Genomic DNA, 22797 nt, shown 5'->3' with positions numbered 1-22797 from the left:
TTGTAGCTTCCAAGCACTTGTCGAATTCCGTGGCGCGCCGAAACGTTCGAACTATAACCCTTGCAATCTGCGGGTTTTATTGCGCCTGCACCGACCAATAATCAGGAGGATATGCGATGAAATGGGCAAGAGGGACTGTCGGCAGTGGCGCCGCAAGGACTGGGATTATTGTCGATGACCTGTTTCACCCGCGTGAAGGTCTTGGTTCGGATCAGGCCGTAGGCGATGCGGTACCGCTTTCTGATGTGGCGTTGCTGTCTCCTGTGGTTCCGGGCAAATTCATTGGCCTGTGGAACAATTTCAAAGCAGCCGCAGAGAAAGGTGGGCACGAGCATCCGACCCATCCCCTTTATTTCTTCAAGTCCGACGCGTCGGTGTCTGGTCCAGGAGCGAGTGTCTCGCTTCCTGCTTCCGCAGGTCGTGTGATCTTTGAGGGTGAGTTGGGTATCGTTATTGGGCAAACCTGCAAGAACTCCTCGGTTGAAGACGCAGAGCAGGCCATCTTCGGGTACACCTGCATCAACGACATCACCTCGTTGGATATCCTCAACGCAGACCCTTCTTTTCCACAATGGACGCGGTCCAAAAGCTTTGATGGTTTCGGTGTCGTCGGGCCTGTGATCGAAACGGATCTGGCATGGCAGGATGTCACCGTGACCGTGCTGGTCAATGGGCGTGAACGCCAATCTTACCCCGCCGCTGACATGATCCTGCCTCCCGCTCAGATCGTCAGTCTGTTGTCGCAGGATATGACCCTCAACCCCGGTGATCTGATCGCTTGCGGCACCTCGCTTGGCGCTCGACCGATCAAAGCAGGGATGGAGGTCGAGGTCGTGATCGAGGGGATTGGCGGTGTCAGCGTGACGATGGTTGAAGCCACTGCCGAATGAACGGGTTTGCCGAAGCTGCTCGTTTGGCAGCTTCGGTCAAAATGGAACCAAAAGTGTGCGTCGTCATGTAAAATGGGACTTCAGGGCAGCCTGAGTAATGGAGGCTCTGGTTCGTTTGTGTGATTGACTATGCTGTTCGCTTTTGCTGTCGAAAGCGGGGTTATGCAGTTTGTCAGCCGCCAGGTTGGTGGTGCAACTGGCGCTTGCCTCACGCCATCTGCGTCCAACATCGGAAGGTTAATGGGTGCGGCTATCAAGATTGTCCAAACAGGGCCGTGGGTCCAATGCGGTTGCGCATTGTTGAACCCGCCTTTGAGGTAAAGCTTGTGAGACGAGGAGTGTTGTGGGCAGCCGTCGCAAAAAAACTGTGCCAACGGCCAAGCCTCTCAATGCACCGCCAGTTGGGCAAATACGGGCAGGCATCAAAGCAATTGCGATCACGGTAAGGAAATCCACGCATTAACTGCGTTGGAACGATTTACCCGCACGCTGCACCCTCATCGACAGGGCACACAATTTTGTGAGTTTGGGCGATTGCGTTTGAACCCGGCATCGAATTGACGGTTCCAATAGGTACATTGCATACTGAACACAGACCGGGCCGGTTAGCTTTGGGCTCACGACGATTGAAAGGCTGCCTATGTTCACCAGACGACAGATGATCGCCACGACACTTACCTCGCTTGCAACTCCGGCCCTAGTCGGCCCAGCTCTCGCCGCGCCAAGCGAATGGGACGCGTGGGACTCGCAGGTGACACCAGCGAATTTCGATCTGGGATCAACCAATCCTTGGGGCTTGCACCCGCGATACTTGCCGCAGCAAGTCCGAGCCAATGAAGGGCTCAAGCCCGGCGATGTTCATGTCGATGCGGTGGCCCGCTATCTTTACCACATTCAGGACGACGGTACTGCGATGCGCTATGGCGTCGCCATCGGTCGCGATGGTTTGTACGAGCCGGGCGTTTATACGATCCGTCGCAAGGCCAAATGGCCGGGTTGGACGCCGACACCTGCGATGATCAAGCGCGAACCCGAGAAATACGCCCGCTGGGAAGAAGGTATGCCTCCTGGACCTGAAAACGCTTTGGGCTCGCGGGCACTGTATCTCTATGTCGGAAACCGCGACACATATCTGCGGATTCACGGCACTCCTGCACCACGCTCCATTGGCACACGTGCCAGTTCCGGATGCGTGCGCATGGTCATGCCGCACATCAACACTCTGTATGATCAGGTCGATACCGGAGTGACCGCATATCTTTATCCGACCGACGGTGGAGCGCTCTGATCCACTTTGCGCTCAGCTTTGTGGACGAACACAGATCGGGTTGCCGCTGCTGGTGCGCAAGGGCAATTCAGTCGTCTCGACCGGGCCACGATGGGTGTACCAATAACACCCATCTTCTGCCCTGACGCGGGCTGTCGTCAGGTCTTGAAACGGGGCCGCAATGGACGAAACGGACTCTGGCACGGTGACAATACCTGCGCCTCCCGACGTGGGCACCGGTTCACAAGCCGCAAGGCTCAGGAGGATCAGGGGGGCCGCGAGGAAAGCCTTGGCTCTGGTCATGTCGCACTCATTCCGCTGTGTTATGTTGCCTGCGAAAGTTGCACTAGACTGGTAGCGCTGCAAGCCTGTCCAAACGCAAGCGGCCTTCGGCATGGCAAGGATGTCGCAGGTTGCCACCTTCAGCGCTCGTGCCACGCCGGAACATGGCCGCCCGACGATGCGCTCTGTTTCTAATGCCCATAGGGTCAATCGACTTGGCAGTCATTGCAGTTCCCGGCCCGCGATGTGTAGATGGGCGCAACGTGTGGCCCCTCTGCTGGCTGTCGCATTTCATCCCAGACCGGAGGCCCAAGTGGACATACGCGCAATCCTGATGGGACTGGCTTTTGCAGTCATGTGGTCGTCGGCCTTTACCTCGGCGCGGATCATCGTGGCCGACGCGCCGCCGCTTATGGCACTTGCCCTCAGGTTTGCTATTTCCGGAGCCTTGGCGGTGCTGATTGCCCTGTGGATGGGCCAAAGCTGGCGGCTCACCCGGACACAGTGGCGTGCGACGATCATCTTTGGAATATGCCAGAACGCACTCTATCTCGGGCTGAATTTTGTGGCCATGCAACGGATCGAAGCGTCTTTGGCTGCGATTATTGCATCCTCCATGCCGCTCTTGGTCGGTGTGGCGGGGTGGCTGTTTGCCGGGCAGCGGATGTCTCTCATTGGTGTGATCGGACTCATTGCCGGGTTCTGCGGCGTGGTCATTATCATGGGCGCGCGGCTTGGTGCCGGGGCCGACCTGTATGGCATTGGCCTCTGCCTGATCGGTGTCTTGTCCTTGACTGTGGCCACACTGGCACTGCGCAACGCCAGTTCGGGTGGCAATTTCATGATGGTCGTGGGTCTGCAAATGCTGATCGGCAGCGCTGTCCTCTGGCCAGCAGGCCTGCTGCTGGAAACAGTCGAAGTGACACTGTCCGCCAAACTTGTTTTGGCGTTCATCTACACCACTCTGGTGCCGGGGCTTGCGGCCACACTGGTCTGGTTCTGGCTTGTCAACCGCATCGGTGCGGTCAAAGCGGCCACCTTTCACTTCCTCAACCCATTTCTGGGTGTGGCGATTGCCGCGCTGGTCCTGTCCGAAGGCCTTGGGACAATGGACATCCTTGGTGTGATCATCATTACGTTGGGTATTCTGGCTGTGCAGATTTCGCGACAGACCGGCAGAACTGAAACAAACTCAACGGCGAAGTGAAAACGCGTCACCACGAGTTTCAGTGACAGACAGCAGGCTTGCGGCGTACGCCTTATGTCATGGAATTGGTGTTTGCATATCTTGCGGGTCTTCTAACCCTGATAAACCCCTGCGTGATACCCGTGCTGCCGATCGTGCTGGCAACGGCAGTTCAGGCGGATCGGCGTGGACCGATGGCGCTTGCTGCGGGCATGAGCCTATCCTTCGTGGTGCTGGGGGTTGGGGTCACGGCGTTTGGTCACCTGATCGGCCTGACCGTCGATACGCTGGCTCGAATCGGCGCTTGGCTGATGGTTGCATTCGGATTGGTGCTTTTGGTCCCCAAAGGAACTGCTGTCATGGTCGCGGCTACATCCGGGCTCTCTGCCCGCGCCGATGCTGGGATGAACGACCTTGATGGCCACAGCCTGCGGGGACAATTTGCCGGGGGGGCGCTGCTGGGCGCAGTCTGGAGCCCATGTATCGGCCCGACATTGGGCGGAGCCATCGCATTGGCAAGCCAAGGGCAAAGCCTGGGCCATGTGACCCTCATCATGACCTCCTTCGCGCTGGGCGTATCAAGCTTCATGCTGACGCTTGCCTATGGCGCGCGCGGTGCGATGGGTCGTCACTCGACGCGCCTACGCCAGATCGCGCTGGCGAGCCGGCCTGTGCTTGGTATGGCGTTTCTCTTGGTGGGCGCGGGACTGCTTTTGCAATGGCATCACGTGATTGAAATCTGGCTGCTCGACAACATGCCGACATGGCTGGTCGACCTGTCCGTTCGTTATTGACCTAAAAGGAGTCCTGATACATGGATCGTCGTACTTTTCTGACCCTGACCGCCGTATCTCTGGTCGTGCCGTATGCAGCACGGGCCAAAGCTTTGTCCTATACACCCGGACTGGTGAAGGAACGGCTCGCCAAAGGCGAAACGCTGTTTCTCGACTTTACCGCCAGCTGGTGCTCGACATGCCGCTCGCAAGCGCGCACGATCCAAGCGCTGAAGGCCGATAACCCGGCCTATACACAGGGTGTGACCTTCATCGACATCGACTGGGACACTTACGGCACATCGGAACTGGCGCAATCTCTCAAGATTCCGCGCCGGTCGACGCTTGTGGTGTTGAAAGGCGAGGAGGAACTGGGCCGTATCGTGGCCCAGACCGGTACTGCTGACATCAAGGCGCTGATGGACACGGCTTTGGCAGCGGCCACCTCGTGACCTGATCAGCCGATCTTGCCGCGGTTCTCGCCCACCTGACCACGATGCAACAGCAGGTGGTCGAGAACCACACAAGCCATCATCGCCTCACCCACCGGCACTGCGCGAATGCCGACACAGGGGTCGTGCCGACCCTTGGTGATAATCTCGGTCTCTTCGCCAGACTTGGTGATGGTCTTGCGCGTTGACAGGATGGAAGAGGTCGGCTTGACCGCAAAGCGCACAACGATGTCCTGACCCGTCGAGATGCCCCCCAAAATACCGCCTGCGTGGTTTGAACTGTATTCCGGGCCATTCGGACCCATGAAAATTTCGTCGGCGTTCAAAGTCCCGGTAAGCATGGCCGAGGACATGCCTTCGCCGATCTCCACACCCTTGACTGCATTGATGCTCATCATCGCAGCTGCAAGATCCGTGTCCAGCTTGCCATAGATCGGCGCGCCAAGCCCCGCAGGCACACCGCGCGCCACCACTTCAATAATCGCGCCAACGCTTTCGCCAGACTTGCGCAGCCCGTCGAGGTAGTCGGCCCAATCGGCCGCCGCCTTGGCATCCGGCACCCAGAACGGGTTGTTTTCGATCTCGTCCCAGTCGAACCGGTCCCTGTCGATCTGGTGCGGCCCCATCTGCGTCATGTAGCCATTGATCTGAACCCCGGGCAGCAGCGCCTTGATCGCCTCGCGCGCCAGTCCGCCCGCCGCCACACGCGCCGCCGTTTCCCGCGCCGAGGATCGCCCGCCACCGCGATAGTCGCGAATGCCGTATTTCTGCCAATAGGTGATATCTGCGTGGCCGGGGCGAAATTTTTCCATGATGTCGGAATAGTCTTTCGACCGCTGGTCGGTGTTTTCGATCATCAACTGTACCGGAGTGCCTGTGGTCTGACCTTCGAAGACACCCGACAGGATCTTCACCTCGTCCGCCTCTCGCCGTTGCGTGGTGTATTTGTTTTGCCCGGGTTTGCGCCGGTCCAGCCAGTGCTGGATCATGTTGGCATCAATCGGCACGCCCGGAGGACAGCCATCCACCGTCGCCCCAAGCGCTGGTCCGTGGCTTTCGCCCCATGTGGTGACACGGAAGAGATGTCCAAATGTGTTCAGGCTCATGGCAGTCTCCTTGGCTTGGACTGTGTCCTAGGGCAGGGCGGGTCTGGTCTCAAGGTGTTTCGAATGGGCTGCGCCCATCCGACAGGTCGGGGGCCAGCCCCCGAACCCCCGGAGTTTATCTGGCAAGATGAAGCAGCAGAGTTTTCGGCTTGAAGACAGCTGCTGAGAGCTCTACCTCTACCAATACCTCGGGGTGCCAGAAAACTGGCTGAGATGCGTCATGCGAACCCGTTGAACCTGAACCAGTTAACACTGGCGGAGGGAAGGTCTGGACACGCTCCTGCTTTGCCCTCTCGCCGCAAAACAGGAGTGAGCCATGAAAAAGGCCCTTTCATTTGCAGCGGGACTTCTTGCGTCGACCACGATGGTCTCTGCACAGGATAAACCCGTTCTTACCGTCTACGCGGGCGATTACATCGTCTCGGAATGGGGCCCCGGCCCCAAGATCGAAGAGATGTTCGAAGCGCAATGCGCCTGTGATCTGCAATTCAAACCGGGCGATCTTTTGCCGCGTATATTGCTGGAAGGTGCACAGACCGACGCGGACATCGTGTTTGGCCTGAACACCGATGTTACGAAACGCGCCCGCGAAAGCGGATTGTTCGCGCCACATGGGCAGGACACGTCAACGCTGACTCTGCCGGTTGAGTGGACCGACGACGTGTTCCTGCCGTTCAATTACGGGCACACCGCGTTCATCTATAATGAAGAACGGATTTCGGACGTTCCCGACAGCTTTGATGCACTGTTGAATGCGCCTGATGATCTGAAGATTGTCATTCAAGATCCACGCTCGTCGATCTCGGGTCTGGCCTTGGTGCTTTGGGTCAAGGCAATTTACGGCGATCGGGCGGAACAGGCGTGGGAACAGCTCGCGCCGAAAATACTGACAGTCACCAAGGGTTGGTCGGAAAGCTATGGCCTGTTCACCGATGGTGAGGCCGACATGGTGCTCAGCTATACGACCTCCCCCGCCTATCACATCATCGCTGAAGAAGACCGTACCAAGAAGGCGGCGATTTTTCCGGAAGGGCATTACTTCATGGTGGAACTCTCGGCCAAGGTCGCGGGTACCGATGTGCCGGAGTTGGCGGATCAGTTCCTTGCATTCCAGCTTTCGGCAGCGTTCCAGACCATGATCGCTACCGGCAACTGGTCCTTCCCGGCCAAATTGGACGCCTCCAAATGGCCTGAAGGCTTCAAGGAACTGAACCTGCCAGAAAAGGTGCTGTTTTATTCCGAAGACGAAGCCGCAGCATTGCGCGATGAAACGGTTGAGGAATGGCGTCGCGCGCTTTCTCAATAGTCGCGGCTCTGACCGTGGCCGGTCTGGCGATCGGCCCGGTCACGGCTGTGATCCTGCGGGCAGAGGCGTTTAGTGGGTTCCGCCCTGCGGACTGGCAGGCGCTTTGGTTTACGCTGCTGCAGGCCACGCTGTCGGCAGGGCTGAGTGTGATGTTCGCCATCCCTTTGGCGCGCGCGCTGGCGCGGCGGCAGTTTATTGGGCGCGGCCTGTTGGTGGCGCTTCTGGGCGCGCCGTTTATCTTGCCTGTGATCGTGGCAGTGCTTGGTCTACTGGCGGTGTTCGGACAGTCCGGGCTGATCAATCGTGTCTTAGCGTCCTTTGGGGTGCCAGAGGTTCAGATCTATGGCTTGCATGGCGTGCTGCTGGCGCATGTGTTCTTTAACCTGCCACTGGCGACACGATTGATTTTGCAGGGATGGCTCGCCATTCCGACAGAGCAGTTCCGCTTGGCCGCGACGCTGGGTATGGGACGCGGTGCGATGTGGCGCGCGATTGAATTGCCAATGTTGCGACGGATCGTTCCTGGCGCCTTTGCCGTGATCTTCGTGATCTGCCTGTCTTCTTTTGCCGTTGCCTTGACATTGGGGGGCGGGCCTCGGGCGACGACGCTGGAGCTGGCGATCTACCAGTCGATGCGGTTTGATTTCGATTTGGCACGCGCGGCGGTTCTGGGCTTGGTGCAATTGGCATTGGCACTGACCGCGGGGTTGATTGCGCTGCAGGTCACCTCGTTGCCTGTCGCAGCCAAGGGTTTGGATCGGCAGGTGCCGCGCTGGGACCGTACGGATCGTCGCGCAATCTGTACGGATATCGTCTGGATCGGACTCGCAGCTCTTTTCCTGCTGATGCCGCTGCTGATGGTCACTCTAAACGGCCTTGCTGGGATCACGAATTTGGGCGCCTCTGTCTGGCAAGCGGCGGGGCATTCGGTTCTTGTGGCGCTTGGATCGACGGCACTTTGCCTGCTCTGGGCGCTACCCTTGACGACACGCTGGGGCGAATGGCTAGGCCTTGCTGGGATCGCGTTGTCGCCCTTAGTGCTGGGCATTGGCCTCTTCTTGATTGTGCGCCCTTTCGCCAACCCGTTCGAGTTGGCGCTTTATGTGACAGCGACGGTCAATGCCTTTGTCAGCCTGCCCTTCGTTCTGCGTATCCTGCGGCCTGAAGCGGAAGCGATCCGTGCCGACTATGCCCGTTTGCGCGACGCGCTGGGTCTGTCCGGCTGGGTGTGGCTGCGGTGGGTGTTTCTCCCGCGTTTGAAGCGCCCCTTGGGCTTTGCGGCGGGCCTGACGGCGGCTTTGTCGATGGGGGACCTAGGTGTCATCGCCTTGTTCGCAGATCCGGACCGGGCGACCCTGCCTTTGAAAGTGTATCAACTGATGGGCGCGTACCGGATGGATCAGGCGGCAGGCGGCGCGTTGCTACTGCTAATCCTGAGCCTTGGACTGTTCTGGATGTTTGATCGGGGAGGGCGTGTTGGCTCTGCAACTTGACCATATCAAAGCCCGGTCCGGGACATTCGATCTATCCGCGACCTTGTCGGTAGAGGTGGGACAGCGCGTGGCGATCATCGGGGCATCTGGCTCTGGCAAGTCCACCCTGCTTGATGTGATCGCAGGGTTCCTGACCCCGGTGTCGGGTTCGGTGCTGTGGGCTGGGCAGAACATCACGGCAAAAGCGCCGGGAGCGCGCCCAATTGGCATTCTATTTCAAGACACAAACCTCTTTCCGCACCTGACCATTAGGCAGAACCTTGCTCTGGCGCTGAACCCCGGTTCGGGGCGGTTGCGGGCAGGGGATACCGAACAGATCAATGCCAGTCTCGCGCGGGTCGGGCTCGAGGGGTTTGCAGAGCGTCGTTTGTCTGAGATGTCCGGTGGTCAGCAAAGCCGTGCTTCCTTGGCGCGCGTGCTTCTGCAGGGGCGGCCTGTTCTGCTCTTGGACGAGCCTTTTGCGGCGCTGGGACCGGCGCTTAAGGTTGAAATGCTGGATTTGGTGACAGAGGTTGCTGACGCGGAAGGGCTGACCGTCCTGCTTGTGTCGCACGATCCGCAGGACGCGAGACGGTTCGCCTCGCAGACCATCGTGGTGGAGGCCGGACAAGTCAGTCCGCCGCAGGATACAATGACGTTGCTTGACAACCCTCCGCCAGGGTTGCGCGCCTATCTCGGTTCTGGGTGAAGCGCCTTTGAAGGTGCGGTGAACGTGATTTCCAAATCGCGTTTTCCACGCCTGTTGCAACCGGCTTTCCCGCAAACGAAAAAGCCCCGCCAAATCGGCGGGGCTTTTCATGTTTCAAACCTGAAGGATTAGTCCTTCGCGCGGGCCTTTACCGGCGCCCAGAGGCGCTTGTTGGTGAGGTAAAGTAGAACCGACAAAATCGTCAGGAACACCACACCGACAAAGCCTGCCTGCTTGCGTGCCATCAACTTGGGTTCGGCCGCCCACATCAGGAAAGCCGCGACATCTTGCGACTGTTGTTCGATGGTCGCTTCGGTCCCATCGGAAAACTCCACGTCATCGCCATAAAGCGGTGGGCCCATAGAGATCCAACCACCCGGAAACGCCTTGTTCTCGTAGAGAATGACGCCCGCTTCCTCTTTCTCCTCACCGGTGTAACCGGCCAGAAGGGACGCGATGTATTCCGGGCCACCCATGCCTTTGAAGAACTGGTTGATGCCCAGACCATAGGGGCCATGGAAGCCAGCACGTGCCTTGGCCATCATGCTCAGGTCAGGAGCACCCGCCGCTGTGTTGGCCGGGAAGTGGTCTGTCGGGCGTGCCGGGCGGAAGTCTTCCAGTTCGTCGTCATAAACTTCGAAGAACTGCTCTGCATAGGCACGGACCTGATCTTCGGGCATGCCGGGTCCATCTTCTGCCGACAAGGTGCGCAGCGGGACATACTGCATGCCGTGGCACGCGGAACAGACCTGAGTGTAGACCTGAAGACCGCGCTGCAATTGCGCCTGATCAAAGGTGCCGAAAGCACCTTCGAACGAGAAGTCGTAGTTCGTGACTTCTCCGGACGCTCCGGCGGCAAACGCGCCGGAGACAGGGGCCAGGGCCAATGTGGCCGCGAGGGCAAGTTTCTTAAGCATTGTTCGCTTGTCCTTTCTTACTCGGCCGGGGTCGCAGCAGGTGCGCCCTCTTTGGTCGAGGACTTGCCATAGTTTGCCTTGAAATCGTCCTCGATGGTGTCCGGCTGCGGCAGCGGCTTTTCAAGCACGCCAAGCAGCGGCAGGATCACGAGGAAATAGGCGAACCAATAGGTGGACCCGATCAAGGCAATGTAGGGGTAGATCCCTTCGGCTGGCATCGCGCCAACCCACATCAGCACAAAGAAGTTCACCACGAAGAGCCAGAACCACCACTTGAACATCGGGCGGTAGCGGCCAGAGCGCACCGACGATGTGTCAAGCCACGGCACCAGTGCCATCACAACGATCGCACCGAACATCGCCAGAACCCCAAAGAACTTGGCGTCGACGATACCACCGGTCAGGAAGCTGGCCGCGATCACGACCCAGACGTCACCGTCAAAGGCACGCAGGATGGCGTAGAACGGCAGGAAGTACCATTCCGGAACGATGTGCGCCGGTGTCACCAGCGGGTTCGCTTCGATGTAGTTGTCCGGGTGGCCAAGGTAGTTCGGCATAAAGCCGACAACCGCAAAGAACACCACGAGGATAACCGCCAGTGCGAACAGGTCTTTGATCACGAAATACGGCCAGAACGGCAGAGTGTCTTTCTCGGCGTCTGCTTTCGACGTGCGACGTACTTCGACACCTGTCGGGTTGTTGTTGCCCGTGGTGTGGAAGGCCCAGATGTGAACGATCACAAGACCGGCAATCACGAACGGCAGCAAGTAGTGCAACGAGAAGAAGCGGTTCAGCGTGGCGTTGTCCACGGCCGGTCCACCCAGCAGCCACGTCTGGATCGATTCACCGATGAACGGGATCGCACCGAAAAGGCCGGTGATCACGGTAGCACCCCAGAAGGACATCTGGCCCCAGGGCAGAACGTAGCCCATGAACGCTGTACCCATCATCAACAGGTAGATCAGCATACCGATGATCCACGTGATCTCGCGCGGGGCTTTGTAGGACCCGTAGTAAAGACCGCGGAAAATGTGTGCATAGACCGCCACAAAGAACAGCGACGCGCCGTTCATGTGCAGGTACCGCAGCATCGCGCCGCCATTCACGTTGCGCATGATGTGTTCGATCGAACCGAAGGCCAGATCGACATGCGGCGTGTAGTGCATCACCAAGACGATACCGGTGATGATCTGCAGCGCCAGACAGAAGGCAAGAACGATACCCCAGATCCACATCCAGTTCAGGTTCTTGGGTGTGGGGATCATCAGGGTGTCATACATCAAACCGACGATCGGCAGCCGCGAGTGCAGCCACTTTTCGCCGTTGCTTGACGGCTCGTAATGGTCGTGTGGAATTCCAGACATTCGCGCGTCTCCTTATCCCAGCAGGATTGTTGTTTCGTCGACGAATTCAGCCGGAGGAACCGGCAGGTTCTCCGGCGCCGGCCCTTTGCGGATCCGGCCAGACGTATCGTAGTGCGACCCGTGGCACGGGCAGAACCATCCACCCACGCCACTTTCAGCGACATAGTCACCGGCGTTGCCAAGAGGCACACAGCCGAGGTGTGTACACACGCCCATTTGAACCAGCCATTCGCCGGTTTCATCCAGCGCGCGGTTTTCATCGCTCGCATCTGCGCTTTCTTCGATATTCGCGTTGCGCGCGACTTGGTCCGGAAGATCGGACACGTCGACGCTGCGCGCATCTTCGATCTCTGCGGGCGTCCGGCGGCGGATAAAGACCGGCTTGCCGAGCCATTTTACAGTAATCTGAGAGCCTTCTGCTACGCCCGACACGTCCACTCGAATCGAGGACAGTGCCAAAACGTCTGCCGACGGGTTCATCTGGTTGACCAGAGGCCAAACCGCGGCACCGGTGGCAACCGCGCCTGCGCCGGCTGTTGCGTAGTACAGGAAGTCCCTCCGGGTGCCTTCGTGGTGTTCTGCGTTGGACACGAGGTTATCTCCATTTAACGGCCGATCGACTGGCCACAGTACGGGTTAGGCCACCCAACGGGCGGCGCTCCGAGGGGCTATTTAGCGGGCTACCCCCTAGCCGTCCACCTCCAGAACACCTAGGTTAAGAATAAGCGCCGAAGTGTCGCGGCAAATGGCACTGCACTTGCAGATATGGCGTGGTAGTGACGCGCAAAATACGAAATGGACGAACCCCCATGCAGAAAACGATTCTGTCAGGTATCATAGCAGTCAGCACATCTGCCTTCGCCGCGCCGGCGCTGGCAGAAATGGAGCTGTCCATTTACTCTGGCTGGCAGACTTCGCCGCACAGCCGTCTATATGGCGATTATCCCGGAACGGGCGCCGATATCGATGCGCTGATTGGATGGGAAGGTCGGTCTTTCGAAATGCCGCCTTACTACGGTGTGCGTGGGACATGGTGGAAAAACGAAAAGCTTGGCTTCGGCCTCGAATTCACGCATGCCAAGGTCTACGCCCCCGACAACGAGAAAGCCGCAATCGGCTTTTCCGACCTTGAATTTACCGATGGCCTCAACATCCTGACCGTGAACGCCTATCAGCGCTGGCCCGGTCTTTGGGCACAGGGCACTGTGACGCCCTATGTCGGCGGTGGCGTCGGCATCGCTGTGCCGCACGTTGATGTAGACACGACGACTGGTCTCGAAACCTATGAGTTTCAGTTTACGGGTCCTGCCGCGCGTCTCACTGCGGGTGTGAGCTATGATATCAACGATCGTTTTGCGGTCTTTGGTGAATACCAGTTCACGTATTCCAGTAATTCCGTCGATCTTCCCGAAGGCGGATCGCTCGAAACCGATATCAAGACAAATGCTCTGAATGTCGGTCTCACGCTCAAGTTCTAGTCGGCCCCATCACCCGGATCACGTCAAAGCCTTCTTCAGCTGAGGGAGGCTGGTAGTGCTTCGTAAATTGCCGGAACTGGGTCTCAGTGGCAGCGAAATCATGCGCGCCTTCGATATTCCGGGCTTTGAGCCGCGCAAGGCAGACCTCGTCGGGAACGTCGAGCACGTGAATAATGCACTGCGCGGACCCGGCTGCGGCCACATCAAGCATCCAGCGCCGGAAATCCACCGTATTGGCCGGATAGTCCAGAACGACAGAGACACCATTGCGCAAAATGGCCGCGACATGCGGGCCCATGACCGTTTTCAGCTTGGCGGCAAACCGCATGTAGTCCTGTCCGGTGGCCATTTGGTCTTTGAAGAGGGCCGCCAGCCAGTGATCCTCAGCGATGATCACCGAATTCGGGACCGCCCCCAGCCGCGCCGCCAAAGTCGACTTTCCGGCGGCGATCTTGCCACAAATCACATGTAGACAGGGCGGTTCGGTGGACATGAAACGTCCCCTCTGGCCTAGGTGTCATCGCGCGCCGCGTCGTCGCTCTTGGTTTGTGCCAATGCCCGCCGCGAGGATGGCAGCATCCAGACCACGGCACTGATGTAGATCAGGCTCAGCACAACCAGTGCGACCCAAGTATAAATCGCCACCGCTGCACCGATGGCGGCAAATCCGACCAGAAACACCTTCACCCTGCGTTGGCTGATCCGCGTGGTCTTGAACGACCAGACGGGGAAGCGTCCGATCATCAAGAAACCGATGCCTGCGATGTAGATGGACAGCAACACGTCCGGAATGATCTGCGGCGTTTCAAAGGCAAATGACGCATACATCGGCAGCATGACAAGAATTGCCCCTGCAGGCGACGGAATCCCGATGAAATAGGCGTTCTCGGCAGATCCATTCTCGGCCTTGCGCGCCACGTTGAACCGGGCAAGGCGCGTCACCGCACACACCGCATAGACCAGCACCGCAAGCCAGCCCAATTGCCGTGTGTCCTCAAGCGCCCAGACATACAGCAACATGCCCGGCGCGACCCCGAAATTCAAAAAATCCGCCAGTGAATCGAGCTCGGCGCCCATCTTGCTGTCACTGCCAAGGGCACGGGCCAGACGACCGTCCAAACCGTCAAGGATTGCGGCGAGCAGGATCAACTGCACTGCCAGTTCGTAATTGCCCTGCAACCCGAACCGGATCGCGGTCAGCCCCGCACAAATGGCCGTCACAGTCAGCATGTTCGGCAAAAGCTGAACGAGCGTCAGTTTTTGGCCATTTTGCTCGGTGCTCATTTTGACAAGTCCGCAATCACCGTTTCGCCCGCGATCATTGTCTGACCAATCTTGACCGACGGCTCCACACCTTCGGGCAGATAGATGTCCAGACGAGACCCGAACCGGATCAGCCCGAACCGTTCACCCCGGTCCAGGACGGCACCTTCCTGCGTAAAGCTCACGATGCGCCGCGCCACCAGCCCGGCGATCTGTGTCACTGTCAGAATGCGGTCATCCTCCATCCGGATCACCAGAGAGTTGCGCTCATTGTCCTCGCTCGCCTTGTCCAGTGATGCGTTCAGGAACTTGCCGGGCTTGTAGGCAATTTTTTCAACCTTGCCCGCCACAGGTGCGCGGTTCACGTGACAGTTGAACACCGACATGAACACACTGACCCGCGTCAATGCTTCTTCCGACAGGCCCAGTTCGCGCGGGGGCACGGCTGGTTCGATCAGTGACACAACCCCGTCTGCGGGGCTGATCACCAGCCCCTGCGCATCCGGCGTGACCCGTTCGGGATCGCGGAAAAAGTAGTAGCACCAGACCGTCAACCCGACGCCGATCCACCCCAGCACGTCTTCGACGGCGAACAGAACCAAAGTGATCGCCGCAAAGATCGCGACGAACTTGCGCCCTTCCGGGTGCATCGGCTTGATGAATGTATCTGTCATCCGCATGGCGGCAGTATCCTTTCAAAGCGTTGCGCGTCGGTAAACCCGCGCAGGCCAACGTGCAAGGCATCCTGTGATGACGTGCCGTCGCGTGTCACGCCTCGGGCTTGGTGGCCACCATGCTGTCACGCTTTGAAAAAGACTCGAACCATGCTGCCAGCCCATCACGCCCAGTCCGCCAGGACCGCGCGTCATGGCGTAAGTCCAGATATCCAAGCGCACAGGCCACTGCGATGTGTCCCATATCCATACGCCCGTTCAAATGGCTCATCCAGCGGGTGTTGAGCGCATCCAGAGCGCGGGACACCTTGCCCCACTGACCCTCGACCCACTCCATCATCACCTTTTCCTCGGGGCGGAACCGGGTCTCGTAAACCATCAGGACCGCCGCATCGAGAATGCCATCGGCCGTTGCCTCGAGCGTGAGCGTGTCCCAGATGCGATGCTCCGGATAGAGCCCCGCATTGGCCCGCGCATCTAGAAATCGGCAGATCACCCGGCTGTCGTAGATCGCGGGTCCGTCAGACCGGATCAATGCGGGAATCTTACCCACTGGGTTCGCCGCAATCAGCTTGGAATCCGGGGCAAGCGGCGTGCTGGCCACATCCACATGCTCGATTTCGTCGTATTGTCCGGTCTCGTGCAGAGTCACGAGAACCTTGCGCACGAACGGTGATGGCCCTGAACGAAGAAGTTGCATTTGGTTGCTCCCAATGTCTGTGATGTCTCACGTAATCCTGTTGCGAGACAAATGCCAAGTGGCGCGTCACAAAACCGGTGGGTCCGCCATCATCGCAGCCAGTGCCTCAAGCTCCGTGCCCATCCCGCCCGGCACCTGCTCTGCCGCGCGCAGCCGCACCGCGTCATCCTTGTTCTGACCCAGTTTCCAGGTTGCCTCGATCTCGTTGACTGTCATTCGGCAGGGCACGATCATTCGCATCATCTTGTCCAAAACCTCAGGCGTCATCTTGTTGGTCGTCCATGGTGTCTTATCGGCCAACTGGGTCTCGAAATGCGCTGTTTGCGTATCCAGCACGTCGCGCATTTCCTCATGAGGTAAAAGCTCCAGAACACCAGTGATCTGCACCGCCACATAATTCCACGTCGGCACTTGGTCCGCGACGCCGTACCAGTCGGGCGAGATGTAGGCATCCGGTCCTGTCACCGCGATCCGTGCGGGCAGTGGCGTTTTCAACGCCCGCGCAATTGGGTTCGATCGAACGAGGTGGATCAAAACCGTGCATCCGTCCTCGGACAAAAGCACCGGCACATGCGCCACCATCGGCACCGGGTCGCCATTCACCATCAATGTGCCAAAGCCCCTGTTACGGACAAGCGCGATGTCCTTGGCATGGTCGTGGCTGTGAAAACTTGGGTTCGGATGCATGGGACTCACTCGCAAGGCCAACGAAACATCGCAGAGCTTGCACAGGCGCGCGCGAAAATCCCGCTCTAAATTGTACCCGAGACAATCAGCTCGCCTTGGGATGCGTTGCCTCGTACACCTTCATCAAATGCACCGTATCAACCGAGGTATAGGCCTGAGTGGTCGACAGCGACGCATGGCCGAGCAATTCCTGAATTGCGCGCAAATCCCCACCTGCCGACAACAGATGTGTTGCAAAGCTGTGCCGCATTGCGTGTGGCGTGGCCGTCGCGGGCAGACCCAATTGCAACCGCGCCTGTTCTGTCACCTTCTGCACCAGCCTCGGGTTCAAGGCACCGCCCCGCGCGCCCCGGAACACCGGCGCATTCGGCGCCATCTCGAACGGGCACAGTTTCACATAGGTCGCCACCGCCTGCCGCGCGATGGGCAGGACGGGCACCACCCGTTCCTTGCCGCCCTTGCCGATGATCCGCATCGCTTCGCCCAAAGGCAGGTCGCGTCCCGTCAGGCTCAATGCTTCGGAAATCCGCAACCCACATCCATAAAGCAGGGTCACCACAGCCATATCGCGGGCTCCGACCCAATCTTTCTGTGATTGCAGGCCCACCGTGTCGATCATCTCGCGCGCTGCATCCTCGCTCAAAGGCCGGGGCAGCTTCTTCTGAAACTTGGGCGCTCGGGTCGATAAAACAGCGGTGGGTTCGAACCCCTCGCGCTCGGACAGCCAGCGGTAAAAGGATTTGACCGCAGACAGCTTCCGCGCAAGCGACCGTGCACTGGCCCCTCCGCTGCGCGTGTGCGCCATCCATGCCCGCATATCCGGCACCGTGATCCGCGCCAAAGGTGCAAGCCCCTGCGCCTCGCCATGGTATTCCGTCAGGAAGGCAATGAAGTCCACGACATCGCCGCGATAGGCGGTCAATGTGTTCTCGGCAGTCCCATTCAGCGCCCGGCTTGACGCGAGCCACCCCTCCAACGCGTCCCGCGACGCCGGAGAGATCATCAATGTCACGACAACCAGCGCCGCATCTGGCGCTCGAACACACCTGTGAAGAAGGTCAAAAGGTCCGTCCCCTGCTGCGGTGTGAACTGGTGCGGATCTTCCGCCCCCATGACCAGCAATCCGGGTAGACGCCCCGGCCCAAAATCCAGCTTGAGACAGGCCTCGGAGCGAATCCAATCCGCCTTGTCGCCGTAAATCTCACGCGTTCCGGTGTCGATCTGGCGCAGCGTCACCTGTCGCGGCGGTGCGTTGCGCCCGGTGCTGAGATAGGCGTCGATGAAGCCGGGGGCTGCCACGGACAGAACCGACCCAAGCCGCTTGATTGCAGGGTCTTCGTCGTTCTGGACCGATTCCAAAACCAGCTTGATCACGTCGACCCGCAGGATCTCGGCTACATCTCCACCCAGATCACGCAGGAAGGATTCAAACTCCACAGGGTCGAGCATCCGCAGGATGGCGCGATGTACCTGATTGGTGCCGGCAAGGTTTTCGTACGCTGCCGCAATCACCGACCGGTGTGTGTCTTCCAGCCGGTCAAGGCGCGCTTCAAGCCGGTCCATCGCGATGCCGCGCAGATCCACGATATTGCCGCCCATTGCGCGTTCATTCGCGGCGATCAAGGCCCGCATCAGGTCCTGATCCTCGAGAATCACATCGGGGCGCGTCATGATCTTTTCGCGCAAGTCGTCGTCGATACGGGGGCTGCTCATGCCATCCTCGTGGTGTTGTATTTTGCGGGACACTATCAGCCGTGCCAAAAAGATGCCCGCATTTTTTCAATAAAATGCGGGCAACTCGAAAAACTGTGGCAGAAGCGCAGGAACATCCTTCGAAGGACGCTAAGAAAGCCACGTGGACGCGGCTTTGCCCGGCTCAGAGGATCTTGATCTTGGCCGCTGCCGCGTCCTTGACGAACTGGTCCAGACCCTTGTCGGTCAGAATGTGGTTCGCCATCGCCTTGATCACACCCGGAGGGGCAGTCGCCACATCCGCACCGATTTTGGCGCATTCGCTCATGTGGTTGGCAGTGCGGATCGACGCGGCAAGGATATTGGTCTCAAAACCGTAATTGTCGTAAATCTCACGGATATCCGCGATCAGGTCGAGCCCGTCCATGTTCAGATCGTCAAGACGCCCGATGAACGGAGAAATAAACGTCGCGCCCGCCTTGGCCGCTAGAAGCGCCTGATTGGCCGAAAAACACAGCGTCACGTTGACCATCTTGCCTTCATCCGTGAGCACCTTGCACGCCTTGAGGCCGTCCCAAGTCAGCGGCACTTTGACCGCGATGTTCTCGGCGATCTCGGCCAGCTTGCGGCCCTCTGCGATCATATCTTCGGCTTTCAGTGCCACAACTTCGGCAGACACCGGACCATCGACCAGATCGCAAATCTCTTTGGTCACTTCGAGGATATCGCGCCCGGATTTCTTGATCAGGGAGGGGTTTGTGGTCACGCCATCGACCATCCCCAGATCGTTCAGTTCCGCAATGGCGTCGATTTCGGCTGTGTCGACAAAGAATTTCATGGCTGTCGCTCCTGTGATGGGTTGGCCTTTCCTACCTTGGGCTTTACCCCATGACAATGACGACGGAAACCCTGAACTGATGGCGCTAACATCCAGCTACTTCGATGAGGGCGCGCTGATCGGCGTGTTGACCACCCAGCCGTTGGACCGGGTGCTGGATTACCGCGCTCCCGAAGGGGGCTGTCATCTGGGCGCATTCGTCGAAGTGCCGCTTGGCCCGCGCAAGGTTCTGGGTGTGGTCTGGGGGCCGGGGCAGGGCGATTACGATATCTCCAAGGTCCGGTCAGTGATCCGGGTTCTCGATGCGGCACCGATGCGGGAAGAACTGATGTCTTTCCTGACCCGCGCCGGAGATTACACGCTCACCCCGATGCCTGCGATGCTGCGCTTGGCCACCCGCGCGCCGGGGCTGGGCGATCCGCCGTCGATGCGCAAAATCTATCGTCTGGGCGACACCACGCCTGACCGGGTGACGGATGCCCGCACCCGTGTACTCGACGTGCTCCGCGAGATGGGTGGCCTGTCACTCACCCTCAAGGAACTGGCCGAGGCAGCTGGCGTGACCACCTCTGTCGTCAAAGGTCTCGTGAAACAGGGGGCGGTGCGCGAAGAAGACAGTCCGCGTGACACACCATTCCCAACGCTCGACCCAGACCATGCCGGGAAAGCCCTGACAGACGATCAGGCATCCGCCTCTGCCACCCTCCGCGCCGCAGTCGCCACGCGGGCCTATGGCACGACCCTGCTCAAGGGCGTCACCGGGTCCGGTAAGACCGAGGTCTATCTCGAAGCGGTGGCCGAATGTTTGGCCCAAGGCCATCAAGCGCTGGTCCTCTTGCCGGAAATCGCACTCACGTCGGAATTTATCACCCGCGTCGATGCACGCTTCGGCGCCAAACCCGCCGAATGGCATTCTGGCGTGACCATCACAGAACGCCGCCGCGTCTGGAAAATGGTGGCGCAGGGCGGTGCGCAACTGGTTGTCGGTGCGCGCTCGTCCCTGTTCCTGCCGTTCCGCGATCTTGGTCTGATCGTCGTCGATGAAGAACACGACACATCTTACAAACAAGAGGATGGCGTGCTCTACAACGCCCGCGACATGGCGGTGCTTCGTGCCTCGATCTGCGGGGCGCAAGTGATCCTCGCCTCGGCGACCCCAAGTCTGGAAAGTTGGGCCAATGCCGACGCAGGCAAATACACCAAGCTCGAACTCACCTCGCGTTTCGGCGCTGCCGTCATGCCCGACATGCGCGCCATCGACATGCGAACCGAACAACTGCCGGGATCAAGCTGGATCTCCCCAACCCTGCAGCGCGCCGTGCAGCAAAGGCTCGACAACAAGGAACAGGCGCTGCTGTTCATCAATCGCCGCGGCTATGCCCCCATTACCATCTGCCGCGCTTGTGGGCACCAGATCGGCTGCGACCATTGCGATGCACGCATGGTGGAACACCGCTTCCTCAAGCGCCTTGTCTGCCACCAATGCGGTGAGACCAAACCGCTACCCAACACCTGCCCGTCCTGCGAAGCCGAAGACAAACTCGCCGCCGTCGGCCCCGGCGTTGAACGCCTCGCCGAAGAGGCGCAAGCGCTCTTCCCCGATGCCCGTCTTGCCGTGTTGTCCTCGGACATTTTCGGCTCCGCCCGCGCGATCAAGGCTGAGATTGAAACCATCGCCAGCGGTGGGGCGGACCTGATCATTGGAACGCAGTTGGTCGCCAAGGGGCACAATTTCCCGCTGCTCACACTGGTCGGCGTGATCGACGCAGACCTCGGCCTGCAAGGGTCAGACCTGCGCGCCGCGGAACGCACCTTCCAGTTGATGCGACAGGTGGCAGGCCGGGCCGGACGCGCCGACAAGCCCGGTCAGGCGCTGATGCAGACCTACCAGCCCGAACATCCCGTGATCCGCGCGATCCTGTCCGGGGACGAGCAGGATTTCTGGGCCGCCGAAGCCGGCGAACGGCGTGCCGCAGGTGTGCCGCCCTATGGACGCCTCGCCGGGATCATCCTGTCCTCGACCGACGTGCAAGAGGTGTTTGACCTCGGCAACGCACTTGCCCGCAACGATGGGCCGCTGCGCCGTGTGGGGGCACAGGTGTTCGGCCCGGCCCCGGCGCCCATCGCCCGTGTGCGCGGGCGTCATCGCGTGCGTCTGTTGGTCAAAGCACCCAAAGGCACCGCTCTGCAGCCGGCGCTTGCGGAATGGATCAAACCCTTCCGCCTCAAGGGAGAGCTGCGCATGGCAATCGATATCGACCCGCAGAGCTTCTACTGAGGTTATCGCCGGTTTTCAGTCGACTGAGGCCCCGAACGCGTCGACGCGTCCACGGCCTTCAATCTAGAACGCACCCATGAATCAGGTTTTCCCGCATCAATCGTTGGTCCAATGACCCGCGCGGCACCGCGATCTGTTCAAGATACGCTGCCTTATGCGCCAAATGCCCTCGCGCAGCATGCACAGCTTCAGCCGCCGAAACTGCCGCAAAGCGCACCATGTCCCCGGATCGGGACTGCACCAAACGGTCGAGATCCGGCGCAATCACTGTGGCGATCTTGGGATAGCCCCCGGTCGTCTGGTGATCTGCCAACAGCACCGTAGGCACACCATCCCCCGACACCTGCACGGACCCACGGACAATCGGCTCCGACGGGATCGACAAGGCACCGGCCAGCGGCAATTCAGGGCCACGCATCCGCATACCCATTCGATCATAGGCATCGGTCACCGCAAAACGTTCCGACAGAAACTGCTCTAGGGCGTCACCGCTGAAATGCTGATCCTGTGGGCCGGGCACCACACGCATTGGTCCATCTGTCAGAAAGCCGGGGCGCGGCACTTCCCCGGCGCGGTCCCCGCGCACCGAGGCATCCTCGACCCGGATGGTTTGCCCGGCCTGCAAAGCACCACCGCCAAAATCCGACGCGGCATGGGTCGCAGCGCTTCCCAGCCACCCGGTGCAGGCGACCGACCCGGCAAAGGTCAGATAGGCCCAACTGCCTGCCTTACCGCCGCGAATGGTGATCCGGTCGCCCTTTTCAGCGGTCAGAACTGTCCATGAGCCCTGCTTTTGCCCGCGATGCTCGACCCCGAAATCCCCGCCTGTGACGGCAAAACTGACCGCGCCTGAGGTGCATGTCAGGACCAACCCTCCCAATGAAATTTCAATCGCGGTTTGACCCGGCCGGTTGCCCAAAGCCGCATGGGCGGCATCAAAGGCCAGCCGATCCATCGGACCCGACGCAGAGACGCCATAACGCATATGACCCGTGCGCCCCGCGTCTTGATAGGTCACCAAAGGTCCGGCAAAACTGACGGTGAATGCAGCATCAGTCATCGTCCGCCTCCTTTTGCGCACGCTCAAAATCCGCAAGGTCGATCCTCTCGAACGTGACCTGATCGCCGACATCGAACAGAAAAGGTCGCTCGGCATCACCTGTCAGGATCCGTGTCGGGGATCGCCCAATGATCGACCACCCCGTGGGCATGGTCAGCGTGGTCACAAGGCATTGCGGCCCCGCGATGATCACACTTCCCGCAGGCACATCGCGCACTGGCGTCGGCTTGCGCGGGATGCGGATCTCTTCGGGGATACCTGACAAGTAGGCGTAACCGGGCGAAAACCCGTACATCAGAACATCGTACTGCCCGGCCAGATGGGCAGTGATGACGGCCTCGGGCGACAGGCCCACGGCCTTTGCAACCTTGTCGAGGTCTGGCGAATATGGCGCCTCATAGAT

At 59.6% G+C, this 22797-nt stretch carries 25 protein-coding genes and 1 riboswitch; of the genes, 10 read left to right on the top strand and 15 right to left on the bottom strand.

Translation table 11 applies throughout. The features are described from left to right. Positions 1-116 precede the first annotated feature (116 nt). Both MCRY_RS20390 and MCRY_RS20385 read left to right on the top strand, forming a co-directional pair. Entirely contained in the window at positions 117-890 is a 774-nt protein-coding gene (locus MCRY_RS20390; RefSeq protein ID WP_085633321.1) for a fumarylacetoacetate hydrolase family protein, read from the top strand. A 640-nt stretch (positions 891-1530) separates the two neighbouring features. Beyond that, positions 1531-2178: a L,D-transpeptidase gene (locus tag MCRY_RS20385; protein WP_085633319.1), complete on the top strand. Its 648-nt coding sequence runs from the start codon at positions 1531-1533 to the stop codon at positions 2176-2178. Positions 2179-2190: 12 nt separating this feature from the next. On the opposite strand, the gene MCRY_RS20380 is transcribed toward MCRY_RS20385, so the two are convergent. Then, complete coding sequence (locus MCRY_RS20380) at positions 2191-2460, bottom strand: hypothetical protein (RefSeq protein ID WP_138488055.1); 270 nt, start codon at positions 2458-2460, stop codon at positions 2191-2193. Between the two features lie 292 nt (positions 2461-2752). Here MCRY_RS20380 and MCRY_RS20375 point away from each other — a divergent pair, with 292 nt between their 5' ends. From MCRY_RS20375 to MCRY_RS20365, 3 genes are read left to right on the top strand one after another with little or no spacing between them, the layout of a single operon-like run. Next, entirely contained in the window at positions 2753-3646 is an 894-nt protein-coding gene (locus MCRY_RS20375; RefSeq protein WP_085633317.1) for a DMT family transporter, read from the top strand. A 38-nt stretch (positions 3647-3684) separates the two neighbouring features. Then, a complete protein-coding gene (locus MCRY_RS20370) occupies positions 3685-4419 on the top strand; it encodes a cytochrome c biogenesis CcdA family protein (RefSeq protein WP_338086985.1) in 735 nt (244 codons plus the stop codon). Positions 4420-4439: 20 nt separating this feature from the next. Further along, positions 4440-4850, top strand: coding sequence for a thioredoxin family protein (locus MCRY_RS20365; RefSeq protein ID WP_085633314.1), 411 nt, complete (start codon positions 4440-4442; stop codon positions 4848-4850). A 5-nt stretch (positions 4851-4855) separates the two neighbouring features. Here the strand turns inward: MCRY_RS20365 and aroC are convergent, their stop codons facing one another. After that, positions 4856-5956, bottom strand: a complete 1101-nt coding sequence (gene aroC, locus MCRY_RS20360; protein WP_085633312.1) for a chorismate synthase — start codon at positions 5954-5956, stop codon at positions 4856-4858. 179 nt (positions 5957-6135) lie between these two features. After that, positions 6136-6237: riboswitch (TPP riboswitch) on the top strand. Positions 6238-6272: 35 nt separating this feature from the next. Here aroC and MCRY_RS20355 point away from each other — a divergent pair. Genes MCRY_RS20355 through MCRY_RS20345 form a run of 3 tightly spaced genes read left to right on the top strand, consistent with a single transcriptional unit; the run spans position 6273 to position 9443 of the window. Next, positions 6273-7262, top strand: a complete 990-nt coding sequence (locus tag MCRY_RS20355) for a thiamine ABC transporter substrate-binding protein (protein ID WP_085633310.1) — start codon at positions 6273-6275, stop codon at positions 7260-7262. Continuing rightward, positions 7238-8755, top strand: a complete 1518-nt coding sequence (locus tag MCRY_RS20350; protein WP_085633309.1) for a thiamine/thiamine pyrophosphate ABC transporter permease ThiP — start codon at positions 7238-7240, stop codon at positions 8753-8755. The genes MCRY_RS20355 and MCRY_RS20350 overlap by 25 nt, the downstream gene beginning before the upstream one ends. After that, complete coding sequence (locus tag MCRY_RS20345) at positions 8739-9443, top strand: thiamine ABC transporter ATP-binding protein (protein ID WP_238939393.1); 705 nt, start codon at positions 8739-8741, stop codon at positions 9441-9443. The genes MCRY_RS20350 and MCRY_RS20345 overlap by 17 nt, the downstream gene beginning before the upstream one ends. A gap of 128 nt (positions 9444-9571) precedes the next feature. On the opposite strand, the gene MCRY_RS20340 is transcribed toward MCRY_RS20345, so the two are convergent. The 3 genes from MCRY_RS20340 to petA are packed head-to-tail and all read right to left on the bottom strand — an operon-like array spanning position 9572 to position 12315. After that, positions 9572-10360: a cytochrome c1 gene (locus MCRY_RS20340; protein ID WP_085633307.1), complete on the bottom strand. Its 789-nt coding sequence runs from the start codon at positions 10358-10360 to the stop codon at positions 9572-9574. Positions 10361-10377: 17 nt separating this feature from the next. Continuing rightward, positions 10378-11724, bottom strand: a complete 1347-nt coding sequence (gene petB / locus MCRY_RS20335) for a cytochrome b (RefSeq protein ID WP_085633305.1) — start codon at positions 11722-11724, stop codon at positions 10378-10380. A 12-nt stretch (positions 11725-11736) separates the two neighbouring features. After that, complete coding sequence (gene petA, locus MCRY_RS20330; RefSeq protein ID WP_085633303.1) at positions 11737-12315, bottom strand: ubiquinol-cytochrome c reductase iron-sulfur subunit; 579 nt, start codon at positions 12313-12315, stop codon at positions 11737-11739. A gap of 218 nt (positions 12316-12533) precedes the next feature. Between petA and MCRY_RS20325 the strand changes: the two genes are divergently transcribed. Continuing rightward, entirely contained in the window at positions 12534-13202 is a 669-nt protein-coding gene (locus MCRY_RS20325; protein WP_085633301.1) for an outer membrane beta-barrel protein, read from the top strand. Here MCRY_RS20325 and MCRY_RS20320 read toward each other — a convergent pair. The 8 genes from MCRY_RS20320 to fsa form a co-directional block, all read right to left on the bottom strand. After that, positions 13192-13695 carry a P-loop nucleotide/nucleoside kinase family protein gene (locus MCRY_RS20320; protein ID WP_085633300.1) on the bottom strand — a complete coding sequence of 168 codons (504 nt, stop codon included), beginning with the start codon at positions 13693-13695 and terminating at the stop codon, positions 13192-13194. The two genes, MCRY_RS20325 and MCRY_RS20320, sit on opposite strands and share 11 nt — an antisense overlap. A 17-nt stretch (positions 13696-13712) precedes the next feature. Further along, complete coding sequence (gene pssA / locus MCRY_RS20315) at positions 13713-14486, bottom strand: CDP-diacylglycerol--serine O-phosphatidyltransferase (RefSeq protein WP_085633298.1); 774 nt, start codon at positions 14484-14486, stop codon at positions 13713-13715. Continuing rightward, entirely contained in the window at positions 14483-15145 is a 663-nt protein-coding gene (locus MCRY_RS20310; protein WP_085633296.1) for a phosphatidylserine decarboxylase, read from the bottom strand. The genes pssA and MCRY_RS20310 overlap by 4 nt, the downstream gene beginning before the upstream one ends. 88 nt (positions 15146-15233) lie before the next feature. After that, a complete protein-coding gene (locus MCRY_RS20305; RefSeq protein WP_085633294.1) occupies positions 15234-15839 on the bottom strand; it encodes a glutathione S-transferase in 606 nt (201 codons plus the stop codon). Positions 15840-15905: 66 nt separating this feature from the next. After that, positions 15906-16526: an FMN-binding negative transcriptional regulator gene (locus tag MCRY_RS20300; protein WP_085633292.1), complete on the bottom strand. Its 621-nt coding sequence runs from the start codon at positions 16524-16526 to the stop codon at positions 15906-15908. Positions 16527-16611: 85 nt separating this feature from the next. Next, complete coding sequence (locus MCRY_RS20295) at positions 16612-17529, bottom strand: tyrosine recombinase XerC (RefSeq protein WP_171046139.1); 918 nt, start codon at positions 17527-17529, stop codon at positions 16612-16614. Positions 17530-17534: 5 nt separating this feature from the next. Beyond that, positions 17535-18239: a DUF484 family protein gene (locus tag MCRY_RS20290; RefSeq protein WP_085633289.1), complete on the bottom strand. Its 705-nt coding sequence runs from the start codon at positions 18237-18239 to the stop codon at positions 17535-17537. A gap of 163 nt (positions 18240-18402) precedes the next feature. Continuing rightward, positions 18403-19056: a fructose-6-phosphate aldolase gene (gene fsa, locus MCRY_RS20285; protein WP_085633287.1), complete on the bottom strand. Its 654-nt coding sequence runs from the start codon at positions 19054-19056 to the stop codon at positions 18403-18405. 79 nt (positions 19057-19135) lie between these two features. On the opposite strand from fsa, the gene MCRY_RS20280 reads away from it, so the two are divergent. After that, positions 19136-21334, top strand: coding sequence for a primosomal protein N' (locus tag MCRY_RS20280; RefSeq protein WP_085633341.1), 2199 nt, complete (start codon positions 19136-19138; stop codon positions 21332-21334). A 58-nt stretch (positions 21335-21392) separates the two neighbouring features. On the opposite strand, the gene MCRY_RS20275 is transcribed toward MCRY_RS20280, so the two are convergent. After that, positions 21393-22394 (bottom strand): 5-oxoprolinase subunit C family protein, encoded by a 1002-nt coding sequence (locus tag MCRY_RS20275; RefSeq protein WP_085633285.1) that lies wholly within the window; start codon positions 22392-22394, stop codon positions 21393-21395. Further along, a partial coding sequence (locus MCRY_RS20270; RefSeq protein WP_139834138.1) for a 5-oxoprolinase subunit B family protein occupies positions 22387-22797 on the bottom strand: 411 nt, incomplete at its 5' end. The genes MCRY_RS20270 and MCRY_RS20275, both read right to left, overlap by 8 nt.

It is taken from the genome of Marivita cryptomonadis, assembly GCF_002115725.1.
Taxonomy (GTDB): domain Bacteria; phylum Pseudomonadota; class Alphaproteobacteria; order Rhodobacterales; family Rhodobacteraceae; genus Marivita; species Marivita cryptomonadis.
This window is presented reverse-complemented; position numbering and strand designations above follow the sequence as displayed.

Coding starts and splice junctions, on each gene's coding strand:
- MCRY_RS20390 (WP_085633321.1), top strand. CDS start 117: ATGAAATGGGCAAGAGGGACTGTCGGCAGTGGCGCCGCAAGGACTGGG.
- MCRY_RS20385 (WP_085633319.1), top strand. CDS start 1,531: ATGTTCACCAGACGACAGATGATCGCCACGACACTTACCTCGCTTGCA.
- MCRY_RS20380 (WP_138488055.1), bottom strand. CDS start 2,460: ATGACCAGAGCCAAGGCTTTCCTCGCGGCCCCCCTGATCCTCCTGAGC.
- MCRY_RS20365 (WP_085633314.1), top strand. CDS start 4,440: ATGGATCGTCGTACTTTTCTGACCCTGACCGCCGTATCTCTGGTCGTG.
- aroC (WP_085633312.1), bottom strand. CDS start 5,956: ATGAGCCTGAACACATTTGGACATCTCTTCCGTGTCACCACATGGGGC.
- MCRY_RS20355 (WP_085633310.1), top strand. CDS start 6,273: ATGAAAAAGGCCCTTTCATTTGCAGCGGGACTTCTTGCGTCGACCACG.
- MCRY_RS20350 (WP_085633309.1), top strand. CDS start 7,238: ATGGCGTCGCGCGCTTTCTCAATAGTCGCGGCTCTGACCGTGGCCGGT.
- MCRY_RS20340 (WP_085633307.1), bottom strand. CDS start 10,360: ATGCTTAAGAAACTTGCCCTCGCGGCCACATTGGCCCTGGCCCCTGTC.
- petB (WP_085633305.1), bottom strand. CDS start 11,724: ATGTCTGGAATTCCACACGACCATTACGAGCCGTCAAGCAACGGCGAA.
- MCRY_RS20325 (WP_085633301.1), top strand. CDS start 12,534: ATGCAGAAAACGATTCTGTCAGGTATCATAGCAGTCAGCACATCTGCC.
- MCRY_RS20320 (WP_085633300.1), bottom strand. CDS start 13,695: ATGTCCACCGAACCGCCCTGTCTACATGTGATTTGTGGCAAGATCGCC.
- pssA (WP_085633298.1), bottom strand. CDS start 14,486: ATGAGCACCGAGCAAAATGGCCAAAAACTGACGCTCGTTCAGCTTTTG.
- MCRY_RS20310 (WP_085633296.1), bottom strand. CDS start 15,145: ATGCGGATGACAGATACATTCATCAAGCCGATGCACCCGGAAGGGCGC.
- MCRY_RS20305 (WP_085633294.1), bottom strand. CDS start 15,839: ATGCAACTTCTTCGTTCAGGGCCATCACCGTTCGTGCGCAAGGTTCTC.
- MCRY_RS20300 (WP_085633292.1), bottom strand. CDS start 16,526: ATGCATCCGAACCCAAGTTTTCACAGCCACGACCATGCCAAGGACATC.
- MCRY_RS20295 (WP_171046139.1), bottom strand. CDS start 17,529: ATGATCTCTCCGGCGTCGCGGGACGCGTTGGAGGGGTGGCTCGCGTCA.
- MCRY_RS20290 (WP_085633289.1), bottom strand. CDS start 18,239: ATGAGCAGCCCCCGTATCGACGACGACTTGCGCGAAAAGATCATGACG.
- fsa (WP_085633287.1), bottom strand. CDS start 19,056: ATGAAATTCTTTGTCGACACAGCCGAAATCGACGCCATTGCGGAACTG.
- MCRY_RS20280 (WP_085633341.1), top strand. CDS start 19,136: ATGGCGCTAACATCCAGCTACTTCGATGAGGGCGCGCTGATCGGCGTG.
- MCRY_RS20275 (WP_085633285.1), bottom strand. CDS start 22,394: ATGACTGATGCTGCATTCACCGTCAGTTTTGCCGGACCTTTGGTGACC.